This is a genomic window from Rhizobacter sp. Root1238, from assembly GCF_001425825.1.
Taxonomy (GTDB): Bacteria; Pseudomonadota; Gammaproteobacteria; order Burkholderiales; family Burkholderiaceae_C; genus Rhizobacter.
In genome coordinates, this window is the sequence record NZ_LMDM01000005.1 from 132,867 (window position 1) to 148,279 (window position 15,413).

General features: G+C 67.0%; 18 protein-coding genes and 2 tRNA genes. 10 read left to right on the forward strand and 10 right to left on the reverse strand.

What is annotated here, in order from left to right; translation table 11 throughout:
• The first annotated feature begins 255 nt into the window (after positions 1–255).
• The 4 genes from ASC98_RS06100 to ASC98_RS06115 all read left to right on the forward strand — a co-directional run bounded on the left by ASC98_RS06100 (position 256) and on the right by ASC98_RS06115 (position 1,774).
• Positions 256–331 (forward strand) — tRNA-Asp (locus tag ASC98_RS06100).
• Between the two features lie 6 nt (positions 332–337).
• A tRNA-Arg gene (locus ASC98_RS06105) sits at positions 338–416 on the forward strand.
• 117 nt (positions 417–533) lie between these two features.
• Positions 534–1,109 carry an HNH endonuclease gene (locus ASC98_RS06110; protein ID WP_056807584.1) on the forward strand — a complete coding sequence of 192 codons (576 nt, stop codon included), beginning with the start codon at positions 534–536 and terminating at the stop codon, positions 1,107–1,109.
• A gap of 11 nt (positions 1,110–1,120) precedes the next feature.
• Positions 1,121–1,774, forward strand: coding sequence for a hypothetical protein (locus ASC98_RS06115; RefSeq protein ID WP_157597784.1), 654 nt, complete (start codon positions 1,121–1,123; stop codon positions 1,772–1,774).
• A gap of 5 nt (positions 1,775–1,779) precedes the next feature.
• On the opposite strand, the gene ASC98_RS06120 is transcribed toward ASC98_RS06115, so the two are convergent.
• The 4 genes from ASC98_RS06120 to ASC98_RS06135 all read right to left on the reverse strand — a co-directional run bounded on the left by ASC98_RS06120 (position 1,780) and on the right by ASC98_RS06135 (position 4,834).
• The gene (locus ASC98_RS06120; protein ID WP_056807588.1) at positions 1,780–1,983 is read right to left on the reverse strand and encodes a hypothetical protein; all 204 of its coding nucleotides are present in this window, start codon (positions 1,981–1,983) and stop codon (positions 1,780–1,782) included.
• A gap of 20 nt (positions 1,984–2,003) precedes the next feature.
• Positions 2,004–2,597 carry a DUF4276 family protein gene (locus tag ASC98_RS06125; RefSeq protein ID WP_056807590.1) on the reverse strand — a complete coding sequence of 198 codons (594 nt, stop codon included), beginning with the start codon at positions 2,595–2,597 and terminating at the stop codon, positions 2,004–2,006.
• The gene (locus ASC98_RS06130; RefSeq protein WP_056807592.1) at positions 2,594–3,799 is read right to left on the reverse strand and encodes an AAA family ATPase; all 1,206 of its coding nucleotides are present in this window, start codon (positions 3,797–3,799) and stop codon (positions 2,594–2,596) included. Before ASC98_RS06130 ends, ASC98_RS06125 begins: the two co-directional genes overlap by 4 nt.
• A 90-nt stretch (positions 3,800–3,889) precedes the next feature.
• Positions 3,890–4,834: a YicC/YloC family endoribonuclease gene (locus ASC98_RS06135; RefSeq protein ID WP_056807593.1), complete on the reverse strand. Its 945-nt coding sequence runs from the start codon at positions 4,832–4,834 to the stop codon at positions 3,890–3,892.
• Positions 4,835–4,862: 28 nt separating this feature from the next.
• Between ASC98_RS06135 and ASC98_RS06140 the strand changes: the two genes are divergently transcribed.
• The 5 genes from ASC98_RS06140 (at position 4,863) to hemW (ending at position 9,442) form a co-directional block, all read left to right on the forward strand.
• Positions 4,863–5,831 carry a serine/threonine-protein kinase gene (locus ASC98_RS06140; protein WP_047507438.1) on the forward strand — a complete coding sequence of 323 codons (969 nt, stop codon included), beginning with the start codon at positions 4,863–4,865 and terminating at the stop codon, positions 5,829–5,831.
• Positions 5,832–5,835: 4 nt separating this feature from the next.
• Entirely contained in the window at positions 5,836–6,750 is a 915-nt protein-coding gene (locus ASC98_RS06145) for a PP2C family serine/threonine-protein phosphatase (RefSeq protein WP_056807595.1), read from the forward strand.
• 115 nt (positions 6,751–6,865) lie between these two features.
• Positions 6,866–7,591: a ribonuclease PH gene (gene rph / locus ASC98_RS06150; protein ID WP_056807597.1), complete on the forward strand. Its 726-nt coding sequence runs from the start codon at positions 6,866–6,868 to the stop codon at positions 7,589–7,591.
• Positions 7,592–7,596: 5 nt separating this feature from the next.
• Positions 7,597–8,202, forward strand: a complete 606-nt coding sequence (gene rdgB / locus ASC98_RS06155; protein WP_056807599.1) for an RdgB/HAM1 family non-canonical purine NTP pyrophosphatase — start codon at positions 7,597–7,599, stop codon at positions 8,200–8,202.
• A 61-nt stretch (positions 8,203–8,263) separates the two neighbouring features.
• Positions 8,264–9,442: a radical SAM family heme chaperone HemW gene (gene hemW / locus ASC98_RS06160; RefSeq protein WP_056807601.1), complete on the forward strand. Its 1,179-nt coding sequence runs from the start codon at positions 8,264–8,266 to the stop codon at positions 9,440–9,442.
• A 26-nt stretch (positions 9,443–9,468) separates the two neighbouring features.
• Here hemW and ASC98_RS06165 read toward each other — a convergent pair whose 3' ends face one another.
• The 3 genes from ASC98_RS06165 to ASC98_RS06175 form a co-directional block, all read right to left on the reverse strand.
• Positions 9,469–10,203 (reverse strand): site-2 protease family protein, encoded by a 735-nt coding sequence (locus ASC98_RS06165; protein ID WP_056807603.1) that lies wholly within the window; start codon positions 10,201–10,203, stop codon positions 9,469–9,471.
• A 10-nt stretch (positions 10,204–10,213) separates the two neighbouring features.
• Positions 10,214–11,098: a DUF2167 domain-containing protein gene (locus tag ASC98_RS06170; protein ID WP_056807605.1), complete on the reverse strand. Its 885-nt coding sequence runs from the start codon at positions 11,096–11,098 to the stop codon at positions 10,214–10,216.
• A gap of 62 nt (positions 11,099–11,160) precedes the next feature.
• Complete coding sequence (locus ASC98_RS06175) at positions 11,161–12,096, reverse strand: LysR substrate-binding domain-containing protein (RefSeq protein WP_056807607.1); 936 nt, start codon at positions 12,094–12,096, stop codon at positions 11,161–11,163.
• Positions 12,097–12,185: 89 nt separating this feature from the next.
• Here ASC98_RS06175 and ASC98_RS30130 point away from each other — a divergent pair, with 89 nt between their 5' ends.
• Positions 12,186–12,482 (forward strand): hypothetical protein, encoded by a 297-nt coding sequence (locus ASC98_RS30130; RefSeq protein ID WP_162249243.1) that lies wholly within the window; start codon positions 12,186–12,188, stop codon positions 12,480–12,482.
• A 66-nt stretch (positions 12,483–12,548) separates the two neighbouring features.
• Here ASC98_RS30130 and ASC98_RS06185 read toward each other — a convergent pair whose 3' ends face one another.
• The 3 genes from ASC98_RS06185 to ASC98_RS06195 are packed head-to-tail and all read right to left on the reverse strand — an operon-like array spanning position 12,549 to position 15,224.
• Positions 12,549–13,640, reverse strand: coding sequence for a chemotaxis response regulator protein-glutamate methylesterase (locus tag ASC98_RS06185; RefSeq protein ID WP_056807612.1), 1,092 nt, complete (start codon positions 13,638–13,640; stop codon positions 12,549–12,551).
• A gap of 38 nt (positions 13,641–13,678) precedes the next feature.
• Positions 13,679–14,323: a chemoreceptor glutamine deamidase CheD gene (cheD, locus tag ASC98_RS06190; RefSeq protein ID WP_056807615.1), complete on the reverse strand. Its 645-nt coding sequence runs from the start codon at positions 14,321–14,323 to the stop codon at positions 13,679–13,681.
• 43 nt (positions 14,324–14,366) lie between these two features.
• Positions 14,367–15,224: a CheR family methyltransferase gene (locus ASC98_RS06195; RefSeq protein ID WP_056807616.1), complete on the reverse strand. Its 858-nt coding sequence runs from the start codon at positions 15,222–15,224 to the stop codon at positions 14,367–14,369.
• Between the last annotated feature and the right edge of the window lie 189 nt (positions 15,225–15,413).

Consider the following 15,413-nt stretch of genomic DNA (forward strand, 5'->3'; position numbering starts at 1 on the left):
GCTGGCTTGATCGCCACGAGGATCGGGGTCAACCGGGAGAAGGGTGCGCTTGAGCCTCGCCCTTCCAAGCTCTGTTCGCAGAGGCCCGGATCTGATGAGGATCCGGGCCTTTTTTTCATTTCGCCTCAACCAAGCGTCGCGTTCGTCTTCGCACGCGACACCAGAACAAGAACCCTTGTGAGGCTTCGGCTTCGAGGGCGGAAATCGGCCGCAACGATTGGGCGGCGCCGGAACCCGTGACCGGATGGATTGAATGCTCCGTTAACTCAGTGGCCAGAGTGCCGGCCTGTCTAGCCGGAAGCCGCGGGTTCGACTCCCGCACGGGGCGCCAGAAGACACCTCGTTAGCTCAGTGGGATCAAGAGCGCCGGTCTACGAAGCCGGAGGTCGCACGTTCGAGTCGTGCACGAGGTACCAATGCAGGCCAGCGCGTGCGCAGCGCCGGCCTCTCAGGGGGCGAAGGCCGGTGGAACGTTCCACCCGGCAGCGCCACTCATTCATTCGACGCCCACGGCCCGCGAAAGGAGGCCACCGATGCACCCTCACTCCCACAATCATGTGCTGCAGCTCGACATCCAGGGAACGCCGCAGGCGTGGATCTCGCTCGAGCATGCGGCCTCTCATGTGGCGGCGGATGCGGTGGCCTGGGTGGAAGGTGACGGTCCGCTGGCCACGCTGCGCGGCGGCTTCAATGTCGCGCGCGGGCGGCAGTCGGTGATCGAGGTGCACCCGATCATTGCCATGCGCGGCGCGGCGCGCGTCAACCTGTTCGATGTGGCGCCTGCGTTCAGCAAGAACAAGCTGTTTCGCCGTGACCGGCTGACCTGCGCGTACTGCGCCCAGCGTTTTGCAGAGCGCGACCTGCAGTGCGAACACATCGTGCCGGAGTCGCGCGGCGGCCGCTGGACCTGGATGAACCTGGTCACCGCCTGTGGGGCGTGCAACGGCCGCAAGGCCGCCCGCACGCCCGAGGAGGCCCGCATGCCGCTGGTGTACCTGCCGTACGTGCCGAGCCGCTTCGAGGACTTCCTGCTCGAGGGCCGGCACATCCGGGCCGACGTGCACGATTGGTTGTCGGCGCGGCTGCCGAAGGGATCGCGCCTGGGCTGACGGCTTGCCGCATGCGAACCATCGGCGAGTTCCTGCGGGCACAGGCAACAGCACTGCGACGAATCGCCGGTGCGACGCGTGGCGAGATGAGTGTCGACGACGTCAAGCAAGAGGCTTGGCTCGTTGCCGCCGACATGGAACAGAAAAGAGGCTACCCGGTCGATTTCGACGACCCTGACGATCAGCAGTCCGTCCTCAAGTGGCTCTACTGCAAGCTCGTGAAGTTCGCCGAGAAGCAGATGCGCCACGCCATCCGCATCGACAAGAACTGGGACCAGGAGGATGCCGAGGTCGCCGCCAGCGCCTTGGCGCGCTTGCTGACCTCCCCGTTGGACTCGGATCCCCTGGTTCGCCTGCAGCAGGCCGAGGACGAGATTGACTACGCGCAGATCGTCAGACACAGCTACTCCGAAGCGTCGGCCTACGTGCATCTGCTGATCAGGTTCGACTGGGATGTCGGTGCACTCGCCGCGGATCTGCGGGTCTCTGTCCAGACCCTGCGAAAGCGCCTGCGCGTGTGCGGGATCAAGGCCAAGGTTCAGCCATCGTTCTTCGATGGCGTAGCGGTCATCGATCCTGCGTTTGAGCCGCGTCGGGCACGTCGAACCAGCGTCCGACAAGTTGTCGAGGTGGTGGACCACCAGCGGCACTGGAACTTCGGCTGAGCGGCCTACCCCTTGTCGGTGCTGCGTCCGACATCGAAAGCCTCTTGGTCCACGGACCGGCCGTGCCGGCGGGTCAGCGCCTCTGCATGGTCGGCATTGGCGCCATGCACCCGCTCGTGCAGAGAACGCAGCACCGATGTGCAGAGTTCGCGGTTGTCATGCGTGAGCGGGCGGAAGAAGTGCTCGCGAGGCGGGGTGAAGAACTGCATCGCTGTATCGGCGTGGCGGCTCAGATTCGCGCGGCCACATGGGTTTGCCACTCTTTGCACAACTTGCGAAAAGAACGGCTGTTGTCGAATGCTTGCTGCAAGTCGATTCGGGCGGCGAACGCAGGCTGATCGAGAATTTCGCTGTACGTGCCACTTCGCATGCGCTCCCTCATCCAGCCTTTGGCGTTGCGTGGAGTTTCGGCGCGGAGCGGCTCTTCGGGTCCCGACGAAAACCCACGCACCCCTTGCAGGGAATGCGCGGCAGCGATGAACCAGGCTTCGAATTCGCGATTTGCCAGCACGACAGACAAGCGCTGATGCGGGATGTGCTGTTGCGCCCGTTCGTGAATGTCTCGGCCCAACGTGGCGGGGCAATCGTCATCGGCATCGAGCACGACCAGAACCCATCCGTCAGGGCCGCTCTTGGCTGCGGCCAGCAACAGCTGCCGGCGGAACTCATCATCCTTGTTCAGGAATTTGTCGCGCCGAACCCGGATGGGTTGCAGCAGGTTGACCAGCGCGGATGGCTCGCGTTCGCTGGCCAGTCTTCGCAACAGGATCGGCAAGGCGGAGACCTCGCCGTCTCCCTCCACGATCGATGCGATCGAGATCACGACCGGACCTCTCCGAACAGATCGGCCTGGCTGGCGCTCTGCCTGGCGAGAATGTCTCGGTCCGGTGCGAGCTGGTTCATCCGCAGAAGCTCTCCGGCTGAAAACAGGTGGTTGCGCAATACTTGGCGCGACGCTTCGTCCAATGGCGCGATTTTTGTTTCTCCGCCTTCCGAAACCACCGAGATGATCGAATCGGCGTCGATGCCGCGATCGTCCAGCAAGTCGGGGCTGTGACTGGTGACCAGCACCTGCGTGTCATTGGCCGCGTGAACGAGCACTTCACGCAGCGCGGCGCTGGCGGCCGGATGCAGCGCGGTTTCCGGCTCTTCGATGCCGATCAACGTGGGTGAGTAGTCGACATTGCCTTGCAGCAGTGCCGTCATCACGCCCAGCGCCCGCAGGGTGCCATCAGACATGTTCTGCGCGAGGAACTTCCAGGGGTGCTTGGCGCCCGCCATTTCCTGGCGGAACTCCAATGTTTCCATCGGGCCGATGGACTTGCGCTCCATCCCGTGCACCATCGGGACGACCGACTGAAGGTACTCCTCGATGGTCTTGACGCGATCGGGCGCCACCCGCTCCAGATGGCCGATCACGCTGGCGATGTTCTCACCAACCGGCTTGAGCAGGCGGCCGTCCTGCGGTTTTTGAAGTTCGCGCATCAACTTGGGATTCAGGTTGTAGAACCCCATGGCCGTCAACGCATCGAAGACCGGCCTGAATGCCGTGAAGCCCGATGCGGCCACCAACGCAAGCCGGTCCGCGGTCACCGCCGGGAAGGTGGTTTCGCTGCTGTCGCGCAGCTGGCCCTTGGCAATGCGGAAGAACGGTCCTTTCCCGATTCCGGTGATGACGCATTCTTCATGCTGGACTTCATAGCCGCCACTCGCCATCGCGCCGATCTCGAAGGCATACCTGCCCTCGCGACCATCCCGCAAGCGAAATTCGAGCCGAATGCCGAAATTCGTCGGGTGACCACTGGAGCGGCGGCGCACTTCGTTCAGGCCGCCCCGTTCGTTGATGGCACTGTCCAGCGACCCGGTCAACGCGTCTCGAACGAAATGGAGCGCATCCAGAAAATTGCTCTTGCCTGCGCCGTTGTGCCCGACCAGGTAGGTCAAGGGAAGCAGGCGAACATCGCAGTGACCGATGCTCTTGTAGTTGCGCAGCACCACACGGCGAATGCAAACGGTATGGGGCATGTCGACCTCTTTGTCTTGAAGGCGTGTCCGCGATGCATCTGCCGCGAGGGGCTTCGCTTGTCGCCGGGCTTGGCATCAGCACAGTGAACCTTATTCGAGGTTCTGCACCTGCTCCCGCAGCTGCTCGATCGCAACCTTCATCTCCACCGAGATGTTGGTCAGCTCCAGCGTCGACGCCTTCGAGCCCAGCGTGTTGGCTTCGCGCAGCAGTTCCTGGATCAGGAAATCGAGCCGCTTGCCGACCTCGCCGCCGGCCTTCAGCAGGCGGGCGATCTCTTCCAGGTGGGCGCGCAGGCGGGCCAGCTCTTCGGCCACGTCGATGCGGATCGCGTAGGCAGCGGCTTCGTTGAGGGCGCGATCCTGCAAGGCCTCGCGGGCGATGCTCTGCGCCGCGCCGGTCACCTCGAGCGCCTCCTGCCAACGTTCGACGAAGCGCTGCTGCTGGCGCTGCACCGCGGCCGGCACCAGCGGCTCGGCTTGCGTCGCCAGTTCGCGCAGGCGCTTCACGCGGTCCATCAGCACCGCCACCAGCTTCTCGCCTTCGCGCTCGCGCGCCTCGGCCAGGCCGTCGATGCAGCGGCGCGCGGCGTCGAGCGCCGCTTCGTCCAGGTGCTCGGCCGCCGAGCCGGTCTTGCACCACTGCAAGACCTCGTGCACCGACAGCGGCTGCGCCTTCGGCAGCCAGCTCTGCACCGTGCTCTCGATGCGGCTCAGGCGGTTCAACTGATCCGGCTGCGGCGTCGGCCAGGCCGATTCGGTTTCCCGATGGGTGTTCAGCCGCAGTTCGACCTTGCCGCGCCGGAAGCGCTTGGTGATCAGGTCGCGCAACACCGGTTCCAGCGAGCGGAATTCATCCGGCAGCCGCAGGCTCAGGTCGAGGAAGCGGTTGTTGACGGACCGCAGTTCCACCATCACGCTGGTCAGCGAGGCGGCCGGCGACCGGGGGGCGGAAGCATCTGCCGCCACCGTGCTATCTGTGGCGGTTTGCGCCCCGGAGGTGGCGCTTGCGTACCCGGTCATGCTGTAGACTGGCATTCAATTTATCGCATTGCAAAATCCGATTATGTCAAAGCCAAAACCTGCTCCGTTGCCATCGGGCACGGTCGTCGGTGGCTACCAGGTCATCAAGAAGCTGGCAGCGGGTGGCTTTGGCGTCGTCTACCTCGCCGAAGACTCCGACCGGCACCTGGTCGCCGTCAAGGAATACCTGCCTTCTTCGCTGGCCGAACGCGCGCCCGGTGAACTGACGCCGCGCGTCAAGCCCGAGAAGCAGCCGCTGTACCGCCTGGGGCTGAAGAGCTTCTTCGAAGAAGGCCGTTCGCTCGCGCAGATCAGCCACCCGAGCGTGGTCAGCGTGCTGAACTTCTTCCGCGAGAACGAAACCGTCTACATGGTGATGAACTACCTGCAGGGCGACACGCTGCAGGATTTCATCGTCACCGCGCGCGACCTCAAGCGTGACAAGGTGTTTCGCGAGTCCACCATCCGCAGTCTGTTCGACGAGATCCTGCGCGGCCTGCGCATCGTGCACCAGCACAAGATGCTGCACCTGGACATCAAGCCGGCCAACATCTTCATCACGAACGAGAACAAGGCGGTGTTGCTCGACTTCGGCGCGGCGCGCGAAGTGCTGAGCAAGGAAGGCAACTTCATCCGCCCGATGTACACGCCCGGCTTCGCCGCGCCCGAGATGTACCGCCGCGACGGCACGCTCGGCCCCTGGACCGACATCTACGCGATCGGCGCCTGCATCTACGCCTGCATGCAGGGCTATCCGCCGAACGACTCCCCGCAACGCATCGAGAAAGACCGCCTCGCGCTGTCGCTCTCGCGGCTGCGCAACGTCTATTCCGACAACCTCATTGAAGTAACCGAGTGGTGCATGTCGCTGGATCCCTTGTCGCGCCCGCAAAGCGTTTTTGCCCTGCAGAAGGAACTGGCGCGCGAGACCGAGCGGCGCTATACCAAGCTCAGCTTCAGTGAACGGCTGAAGCTGCAGCTCGAGAACCTCACGACCGGCGCGAAGGGCTGAGGTCATGCGATTCACCGTGTACCAGGTCAGCCGCAAGGGCGGCCGCGAGAAAAACGAAGACCGCATGGGCTATTGCTACACGCGGGATTCGGGGCTGTTCGCCCTTGCCGACGGCATGGGCGGCCATCCGGAAGGCGAAGTCGCGTCGCAGCTCGCGCTGCAGACGCTCGCCGCGATGTACCAGCGCGATGCCAAGCCCACGCTGAAGGAGCCGATGCGCTTCCTGCACGAAGCCATCATCGCCGGCCACCACCAGCTGCTGCGCTATGCCACGCAGAAGGCGCTGATCGACACGCCTCGCACCACCGTCGTCGCCTGCGTGCTGCAAGGCAACAACGCCTACTGGGCGCACTGCGGCGATTCGCGCCTGTACCTGGTGCGCGGCGACAAGCTCGTGGCCCGCACCCGCGACCACTCGTACTCCGAACTGCAGGAAACGCTGAGCCACGTCGTGCCGATGGGCGAGCGCTTCAACCGCAACGTGCTGTTCACCTGCCTCGGCAGCCCGGGCAAGCCGGTGGTCGACACCGTCGGCCCGCTGGTGCTGCAAAGCGGCGACAGGCTGCTGCTGTGCTCCGACGGCCTGTGGGGCACCGTCAGCGACGCGACGATCACCGAGCAACTGGCGCAGAACACGCTGGCCGATGCGGTGCCCGAGCTGGTCGAGCAGGCGCTGCGCAACGGCGGCGCGAAGAGCGACAACGTGACGGTGCTCGCCGTCGAATGGGAATCGGCCGAAGACAACGACAGCAACGGCGGCATCTCCACCGACACGCTGGGCGAAGAGGTCTTCGCATCGACCATCCAGGCGAGCGTGCTGGGCCAGGAAGCGCCCGACGAGCTCGACGATGCAGAAATCGAACGCTCGATCAAGGAAATCAACGAGGCGATCCGCCGTTCGTCGCAGAAAAAGCCCTGACGGCACGCCGGGGCCATCCCGGCGTAAGCTTCGCCCTCATTGCCTCCCGAGTCCGCTCGCGCCCGCCGCGATGCGGACTTTGTCTTTCACGACACCACCTTCACCGCAGCAACCCATGAGCTTCATCCGAACCCAAGGCCGCGCCGCCGATGCGCTGCGTCCCGTCAGCATCCGCCGTCATTTCACGAAGCACGCCGAAGGCTCGGTGCTGGTGTCGTTCGGCGACACCCAGGTGCTGTGCACCGCATCGGTCGAAGAGAAGGTGCCGCCGCACAAGCGCGGCAGCGGCGAAGGCTGGGTGACGGCCGAATACGGCATGCTGCCGCGCGCCACGCACACCCGCAGCGACCGCGAGGCCGCCCGCGGCAAGCAGAGCGGGCGCACCCAGGAGATCCAGCGCCTGATCGGCCGTTCGCTGCGCTGCGTGTTCGACCTGAAGAAGCTTGGCGAACGCAGCATCCACCTCGACTGCGACGTGATCCAGGCCGATGGCGGCACGCGCACCGCGGCGATCACCGGCGCCTGGGTGGCGGCGCACGATGCCGTCAGCTGGCTGCAGCGCAAGGGCCTGGTCGTCGAATCGCCGATCCGCGATGCGGTGGCGGCGATCTCGGTCGGCATCGTCGACGGCACGCCGCTGCTCGACCTGGAGTACATCGAGGACTCGGCCTGCGACACCGACATGAACGTCGTGATGACCGCCGCCGGGGGCTTCGTCGAGGTGCAGGGCACGGCCGAGGGCGCGGCCTTCTCGCGCGACGAGATGAACGCGCTGCTGGGCCTGGCCGACAAGGGCATTCGCGAGCTGGTGGCCGCGCAGCGGGCCGCGCTCGCAGGTTGAGCAGGATGAAGCTGGTCCTCGCGTCGAACAACGCGAAGAAGCTCGGCGAGCTGCAGGCGCTGTTCGCGCCGCTGGCCATCGAGCTGGTCACGCAGGGCTCGCTCGGCATCCCGGAGGCCGAGGAGCCGTACCTGACCTTCGTCGAGAACGCGCTGACGAAGGCCCGGCATGCCGCGCGCGCGGCCGGGACCGCGGCCATCGCCGATGACTCCGGCCTGTGCGTCGATGCGCTGAAAGGCGCGCCCGGCGTGCTGTCGGCGCGCTATGCGACGCTGTTCGGACAGCCGAAGAGCGACGACGACAACAACCGCGTGCTGCTCGCGCAGATGCAGGGGCGCGACGACCGCCGCGCGCGTTTCGTCAGCGCGCTGGTCGCGGTGCGCGAAGCCGACGACCCCGAGCCGCTGATCGCGTTCGGCCGCTGGAACGGCGAGCTGCTGCGCGAGCGCGCGGGCGAGGGGGGCTTCGGCTACGACCCGTTGATGTTCATCCCGTCGCTCGGCCGCTCGGTGGCGCAGCTCGGCGCCGACGAGAAGAACCGCGTCAGCCACCGGGCGATCGCATCGCAGCAGATGCTGGCGCTGATGCGCGAGGTATGGCAGCTTGGCTGACGTGATCCCCATCGGCCAGGCGCCAGGCACATCGTCCGCGCCGTCCGGATCGCCCGCCGACATGGTCGCGCGCTACATGCGCCCCGGCACGCTGCAGCTCGCGGCGCTGCCGCCGCTGTCGCTGTACGTGCACCTGCCGTGGTGCCTGCGCAAGTGCCCGTACTGCGATTTCAACTCGCACGAGAAGGCCGGCGAGCTGCCCGAGGCGCGCTACCTCGACGCGCTGCGGGCCGACCTCGAAGCGGCGCTGCCCTTCGTCTGGGGCCGCCGGGTGCACAGCATCTTCATCGGCGGCGGCACGCCCAGCCTGTTCGCGCCGGCGGCCATCGACCAGCTGATCACCGACATCCGCGCCCGGCTGCCGCTGGAGGCCGGCTGCGAGATCACGCTCGAGGCCAACCCCGGCACCTTCGAGCGCGACCGCTTCCGCGGCTACCGCGCGGCCGGCGTCACGCGGCTGTCGATCGGCGTGCAGAGCTTCGACGACGAGAAGCTGCGCGCGCTGGGCCGGGTGCACGACGCCGCGCAGGCGCGCGCCGCGGTGGCCGAGGCGCGCGAGGCCTTCGACACCTTCAACCTCGACCTGATGTATGCGCTGCCGGGGCAGACGCTCGCGCAGTTCGACGCCGACCTGGCGCAGGCGCTCGACTTCAAGCCGCCGCACCTGTCGATCTACCACCTGACGATCGAGCCGAACACCTTCTTCGCGAAGCACCCGCCGGCCATCCCCGACGACGACCTGGCGTTCGACATGCTCGACCGCATCGTCGAACGCACGGCCGCGAGCGGCCTGGCGCGCTACGAGGTGTCGGCCTTCGCGCAGCCGGGCCACCGCTGCCTGCACAACCAGAACTACTGGCAGTTCGGCGACTACCTCGGCATCGGCGCCGGCGCGCACAGCAAGCTGAGCTTTCCGCACCGCGTCGTGCGGCAGATCCGCTTCCGCGACCCGGCGAAGTACATGGCGCAGGCGCTGGCCGGGGCCGCGATCGCGCAGGACGAAGAGGTCGCGCGCAAGCAGCTGCCATTCGAGTTCATGCTGAATGCGCTGCGGCTGGTCGACGGCTTCGAGCTGCCGCGCTTCACCGAGCGCACCGGCATGCCGCAGAGCGCGATCCGTGCCCCGCTCGGCCAGGCGCTGGCGCAGGGCCTCGTCGAGCAGGACGGCGTCTGGGTGCGGCCGACCCCGCGCGGGATGGACTTCCTCAACGACCTGCAGTCGCTTTTTCTGGCGGAGTGATCCCCGGATGCCAATCCGGGACCGCGTCACACCGGGTCACCGCCCCCGCGCCGAATCAACTCCAGCATCTCGTGCAGGTCATACGTCATGACCGCCAGAAAACCCACCAGTGCGAGGTAGCACACCGCATACCCCGCCCGCGTCTCGAACGACGCGACGCGGTAGGCCTGCGCCGCCGGATCGCCGCGCTGCTTCCACGCGGTCCACAGCTGCGAGCCGGCCAGCACGGCCACCAGGATCAGCATCGGGCTCGGCCGCCACATCAGCATCGCCAGCAGCACCGGCACGCCGGCCAGCCACAGCCACGGCGAGATCACCTGCGTGATGCGCCCGCCGTCGAGCGGGCTCAGCGGGATCAGGTTGAACAGGTTCAGGAAGAAGCCCGAGTACGCGACCGCGAGCAGCCAGTCGATGTGCTGGTCGCGCGCGACGAAGTAGCAGGCCAATGCGCCGAGCGAGCCGATCAGCGGGCCGGCCATGCCGACATAGGCCTCGGTCTCGGCATCGTGCGGCTGTTCCTTCAGCTGGATCCACGCACCGACGAACGGGATGAAGGTCGGCGCGCCGACCGCCAGCCCGCGCTGGCGCGCCGCGATGAAGTGCCCCATCTCGTGCACGAACAGCAGCGCGACGAAGCCGGCCGCGTAGCGCCAGCCCCAGATGAACGCATACACGACGACCGACAGCAGCATCGTGCCGCCGGTCGTGAACAGCTTGCCGAACTTCAGGCCGCTGAACAGCAGCAACAACAGCTTGATCATGCGTCGGCGCTCAGGTGTCCGACTTCTTGCGCGAGAAGAACTTGCCGATCACCGCCAGCAGCCCGGCGCCGGCCAGCAGCGCGACCTTCGCGAACTTCAGGAAGAACGCGGCGATCACCGCGAACAGCCCGAGCTTCTTGACCGCCACGCCGGCCACCAGCGCGGCCAGCCCGTATTCGGCGACCTTGTCGGTGCTGCTGTTGAAATCGGCGTACCCCTTGCCGCCGTTGAAGTTCAGCGCCGACAGCAACTGGCCGGCCACCGGCTTGTCGGCCTCGATCGACGCGCGCGAGGTGATCAGGTTCAGCGTGATGTAGCCCTCGCGGCCGAGCGCGTAGGTGTTGTAGTTGATGCTCTGCTGCGCCTCGTTCTCGCCGGGCGTGCGCGCGGCCATCGACCACACCAGGCGGTGGCTTGCCGCGTCGTAGCTCGGCTTCTGCACCCAGCCGACGATCTCGAGCTCGGGGAAGCCCTGGTCGCGGCGGCGCTTGTTGCCTTCTTCGGTGCCTTCCTTCAGGCTCTTGAACAGGTCGTCGACGTTCCAGTCCTTCGCGTCGTCGTCCTTGATGTAGCCGGCGTTCTCGTAGCGCGCGACCACCAGCCATTGCGATTCGCCGCTGGATTGCACCAGGCCGATCAAGCGGTCGTCGCTGCTGTTGCCCATCGCCTGCATCAGGCGGCCGGCCTGCGGCTGCGGGATGTATTCCATGCCGGCGGGCAGCTTCAGCACCGCCTGGTCGCGCAGCCTGACGTCGCTCGGCCCCTTCACGGTGGCGGCGCGCGCGGCCGCGACGGCGGCCTCGCCCTCCTTCTGGCGGTCTTCGGCGGTGCCGGCCTGGGCCAGCGTGAATGCGGCAGCCAACGCCGCGCTGGCGGCGAACTTGATGAACTTCATGGATCCTCCCGGGTGATGCGGTGGAGTTGTTGGTCGAGCGCGCCCTCACGCGCCGATCGATGCTATCGCAGCGGCATCGGCGGTGTCTTCACCAAGTCTTGGGATTGCGTGAGTTCTTCGCGCAGCCAGTCGCGAAGCGCGACCAGCGGCGGCCAGTCCCGCAGGTCCGGCGGGTAGACCAGCCAGTAGGCGTAGGCCTCGTCGTCCGGCAGCGACAGCGGCGACAGGCGCACCAGCTTGCCGTCGCAGATGGCATCGGCCGCGAGCAGCTCGCGGGCCAGCGCGAGGCCCAGGCCCTGCTCGGCCGCCTGCAGCATCAGCCCGGCATCGTTGAAGGCGGCCACCGGGTTCACGCGCACCCGCAGGCCGGCCAGCTCGAACCAGCGCGCCCACAGGCTCGCGCTGCCGAGCAGCGGCTCGTCGGCGAGCGCCTTCGCGTCGCGGCCGAGCAGCCGGTGCGCGGCATTCGGCGAGCCGATCGCGATCAGCGGCGAATCGATCAGCCGCTCGCTGGCCAGCCCCTTCCACTCGCCGCCGCCCTGGCGCAGCGCGGCATGGAAGCCCTCGCGCTTCAGGTCGAGCACCTGTTGCGACGCGAACAGCTCGATGCCGATGTGCGGATTGCGCTCGCGCCAGCGCGCCATGCGCGGCAGCAGCCAGCGCTGCGCGAACGACGGCAGCAGCGTGACGCGGATGCGGTGCTCGGCGCCCGAGGCCGCGGCAGCCGCGGCGCGCATGCCGTCGTCGAGCAGGGCCAGCGCCGGCTCCACCGCGCGCAACAGCGCCGCACCGGCCGCGTTCAGCGCGATGCGCCGGCCGCGGCGGTCGAACAGCGCGAAGCCGAGCTGTTCCTCGAGCAGCTTGAGTTGCTGGCTGACCGCGCTGTGGGTCAGGTTCAGCTCCTCGGCGGCGGCCCGCAGGTTCTCGAGCCGGGCGACGGCGCGGAACGCCGGAAGCGTGTTCAGCGGCAAGCGGTGGTTCGGCATGCTGGTAAGCATAGCTGACCAATTGGCGTTGAACAAATCGATTCCATCGGTGCGGTCAGCCTCCTATGCTTACCAGCACTCGATGCCTGAAGGAGACCGCCATGTCAACGCCGCAACCGTTCCAGCCCAGCGTGCCGCTGTGCCGTCCCCTCGCCCTGCGTTGGACGGATCGTTGGTGGTCAGTGCTGCAGGCACCCGTCGGGGCCTGGCAGCGGTGGATGGAACGCCGACAGCGCGAACATCGCTACGATGCGATGCTCGACCTGAGCCCGCGCACCTTGCGGGACATCGGCGCCCCCGAGTGGACGGTCTCGCATGCGCAGAGCCGGCGCGAAGTCGAAGCCCACCGCGTCGACGAATTCCACCTCGGCGGACGCGAGTTGCCGTCGCGCTGGTAGCCCGGATGCGAATCCGGGAGCGTTCGTCGAACCGGCCGTGGGTCCCGGACTGGCAACCGGGCTACGTCACACCCGGTTCATCGACAGGCCCGACGTGCTGCGCAGCCGCTCGATCAGGTGCGTCGCGATCTGCGTCAGCGGCAGCACCTCGTGCGCCGCGCCGGCATTGATCGCCTCGCGCGGCATGCCGAACACCACGCAGCTGGCTTCGTCCTGCACCATGTTGTAGCTGCCGGCGTCGCGCAGTTCGCGCATCGCCTTCGCGCCGTCGGCCCCCATGCCGGTCAGCATGATGCCCAGCGCGTTCGGCCCGACGACGCGCGCGGCCGACTTGAACAGCACCTCGACCGACGGCTTGTGCCGGTTGACCGGCTCGCCGTCCTGCACGCGGGCGATGTAGTTCGCACCGCTGCGCTCCACGCTCAGGTGCAGGCCGCCCGGGGCGATGTAGGCATGGCCGGGCAGCACGCGTTCGCCGTCCTGCGCTTCCTTCACGCGGATGCGGCACAGGCCGTCCAGCCGCGCCGCATAGCTGCGCGTGAAGCCGGGCGGCATGTGCTGCGTGATCATCACCGCCGGGCAGTCCGGCGGCAGGTTGACCAGCACTTCCTTGGTCGCTTCGGTGCCGCCGGTGGAGGCGCCGATGAAGATGATCTTCTCGGTCGACAGGCGGCCGAGCGAGGCGACCGGGGCGGCCGGGCGCGCAGGCGCGGTGCCGTCGGCCGGCGCGCTCGCCGGCACGTGCAGCTTGCGGATGTGGGCCTTCGACGCGACGCGCACCTTGTCGGTGATGTCCTCGGCCAGCAGCTTCAGGCCGTCGGCGACGCCGATCTTCGGCTTCGCGACGAAGTCGATCGCGCCGAGTTCGAGCGCGCGCAGCGTGACGTCGGCGCCGCGCTCGGTCAGCGTCGACACCATCACCACCGGCATCGGGCGCAGCCGCATCAGCTTGCTGAGGAAGTCGATGCCGTCCATGCGCGGCATCTCGACGTCGAGCGTGATCACGTCCGGGTTCAGGTTGCGGATCATCTCGCGCGCCACCAGCGGGTCGCTGGCCGCGCCGATGCATTCCATGTCCGGCTGCCGGTTGATGATCTCGGTGAGCAGGCTGCGCACCAGCGCCGAATCGTCCACCACCACCACGCGTGTCTTTGCCATGTTCGTGCCTTGCGGGTTGTCTCGTTGTCGTTGTGTCGTCAGAACAGGTCCACCGAGCCGCCGCCGGTCGCGGCGGGCACGGCCTTCTGCGCGGCGACGCGGTCCTGCTGCACCAGCGCGTCGGTGTGAGCCGGCGCGAGGCGCTTGACCATCGCCTTGCCGCTGCCCGGCAGGAAGCAGACTTTGCGGGGATAGATGTCGAGCACGTCTTTCGACACGATCGGGATGCGCTCGGTCTTCAGGTACTCGATCACGAAGCTGGTGTTGCGCTCGCCGACGTTCATCGTGTTCATGCCGCTGATGACCTGGCCGCCGCCGAACACCTTGGCTTCCATCGTCGTGCGGTTGGCACCGCGCTTCATCATCTCGTTGATCAGCAGTTCCATCGCGTACGAGCCGTAGCGGCCCGAATCGCCGGCGCCGTCGGGCAGCATGAAGTGGTTCATGCCGCCGACCTTGGCATTGCGGTCCCACAGGCAAGCGGCGATGCACGAGCCGAGCGTGGTCATGATCAGCATGTCTTCGTCGTGCACGAAGTACTCGCCGGGCAGGATCTTGACCGCGTCGTTCTTGAAGTGCGCGTCGTAGAAGAAGAACGAGGCCTCCCCCGGCTTGCGCGGCGCGCCCTTCAGGCGTTCGAGCCGGGAGCCGGGCACGGGGGTGTTCGAGCTGATCAAGGCCATGGTCTATCCATATCGGCGGTCTGGAGGGGGTGCTTGAGCAGGCTCAAACCCGTTCGTAGACCGTCTTGCCGCGCAGGCGGAAGATATCCTTGGAATCCGTGAAGTTCTCCGAGTGGCCGACGAACAGCAGGCCGCCGGGCTTCATCACGCCGTGGATGCGTTCCAGCACGCGGCGCTGCGTCGGCCCGTCGAAATAGATCATCACGTTGCGGCAGAACACGATGTCGAACGGGTCGCCGAGCGACCAGCGCGAGTCCATCAGGTTGTGCACGCGGAACTCGATCATGCGCGCCAGCTCCGGCTTCACGCGGATGAAGCCGCTGTTGTCGCCCTTGCCGCGCAGGAAGTGCGCGCGGTGGTGGGTCGCCGTCAGCCCGCGCGCATCGGCCGGGTAGACGCCGCGGCCGGCGGTGGCGAGCACGTTGGTGTCGATGTCGCTCGCGACGATGCGCACCGCGCTGTGGCCGAGCGCCTCGGCACAGGTCATCGCGATCGAGTACGGCTCCTCGCCGGTGGAGGCGGCGTTGCACCACACGCGCAGCGACTGGCCGGCGCGCGCCTTCAGGTCGGAGGCGAGCGCATGGAAATGGTGTTCCTCGCGGAAGAAAGAGGTCAGGTTGGTCGTCAGGCAGTTCACGAACTCCTGCCATTCGCGGTCGGCCGACGGGCCGCTGGCGGCTTCGAGCCACTGCAGGTAGCTCGCGAAGCTGCGCTGGCCGGTCTCGCGCAGGCGGCGCGACAGGCGGCTGTAGACCATGGCTTGCTTGCCCGCATGCAGGCTGATGCCGGCACGCTGGTAGATCAGCTGGCGCACGCGCTCGAAATCGGCGTTGCCGAAGCTGAACTCCTGATCGGACGCGTTGCGCAACGCGGCGAGTTCGGCGGGGGACGCTGCACTCATGAAGTCTCCAGGCAATCGTTCGGATGTTTGTTCGAGACGGGACAAGCGGATTCCGATGCGGACCACCTCCTCGCCTTATCGGTTGCCAGTCTGCGGACCTTGAGGTGCCCCCAAGGGCGGAGATGAGTGCGAATCACCGCATATTTCCCGGGCGGCGCGAAAATCGCCGCTGCTAGACTGAAACCACAC

What these genes read in the sequence shown, in the direction of transcription:
- rdgB (WP_056807599.1), top strand. Translation starts at nt 7,597, where the DNA reads ATGAAGCTGGTCCTCGCGTCGAACAACGCGAAGAAGCTCGGCGAGCTG.
- ASC98_RS06165 (WP_056807603.1), bottom strand. Translation starts at nt 10,203, where the DNA reads ATGATCAAGCTGTTGTTGCTGCTGTTCAGCGGCCTGAAGTTCGGCAAG.
- ASC98_RS06130 (WP_056807592.1), bottom strand. Translation starts at nt 3,799, where the DNA reads ATGCCCCATACCGTTTGCATTCGCCGTGTGGTGCTGCGCAACTACAAG.
- cheD (WP_056807615.1), bottom strand. Translation starts at nt 14,323, where the DNA reads ATGGCCTTGATCAGCTCGAACACCCCCGTGCCCGGCTCCCGGCTCGAA.
- ASC98_RS06110 (WP_056807584.1), top strand. Translation starts at nt 534, where the DNA reads ATGCACCCTCACTCCCACAATCATGTGCTGCAGCTCGACATCCAGGGA.
- ASC98_RS06115 (WP_157597784.1), top strand. Translation starts at nt 1,121, where the DNA reads ATGCGAACCATCGGCGAGTTCCTGCGGGCACAGGCAACAGCACTGCGA.
- rph (WP_056807597.1), top strand. Translation starts at nt 6,866, where the DNA reads ATGAGCTTCATCCGAACCCAAGGCCGCGCCGCCGATGCGCTGCGTCCC.
- ASC98_RS06185 (WP_056807612.1), bottom strand. Translation starts at nt 13,640, where the DNA reads ATGGCAAAGACACGCGTGGTGGTGGTGGACGATTCGGCGCTGGTGCGC.
- ASC98_RS06175 (WP_056807607.1), bottom strand. Translation starts at nt 12,096, where the DNA reads ATGCTTACCAGCATGCCGAACCACCGCTTGCCGCTGAACACGCTTCCG.
- ASC98_RS06170 (WP_056807605.1), bottom strand. Translation starts at nt 11,098, where the DNA reads ATGAAGTTCATCAAGTTCGCCGCCAGCGCGGCGTTGGCTGCCGCATTC.
- ASC98_RS06135 (WP_056807593.1), bottom strand. Translation starts at nt 4,834, where the DNA reads ATGCCAGTCTACAGCATGACCGGGTACGCAAGCGCCACCTCCGGGGCG.
- ASC98_RS06140 (WP_047507438.1), top strand. Translation starts at nt 4,863, where the DNA reads ATGTCAAAGCCAAAACCTGCTCCGTTGCCATCGGGCACGGTCGTCGGT.
- hemW (WP_056807601.1), top strand. Translation starts at nt 8,264, where the DNA reads ATGGTCGCGCGCTACATGCGCCCCGGCACGCTGCAGCTCGCGGCGCTG.
- ASC98_RS06145 (WP_056807595.1), top strand. Translation starts at nt 5,836, where the DNA reads ATGCGATTCACCGTGTACCAGGTCAGCCGCAAGGGCGGCCGCGAGAAA.
- ASC98_RS30130 (WP_162249243.1), top strand. Translation starts at nt 12,186, where the DNA reads ATGTCAACGCCGCAACCGTTCCAGCCCAGCGTGCCGCTGTGCCGTCCC.
- ASC98_RS06195 (WP_056807616.1), bottom strand. Translation starts at nt 15,224, where the DNA reads ATGAGTGCAGCGTCCCCCGCCGAACTCGCCGCGTTGCGCAACGCGTCC.
- ASC98_RS06120 (WP_056807588.1), bottom strand. Translation starts at nt 1,983, where the DNA reads ATGCAGTTCTTCACCCCGCCTCGCGAGCACTTCTTCCGCCCGCTCACG.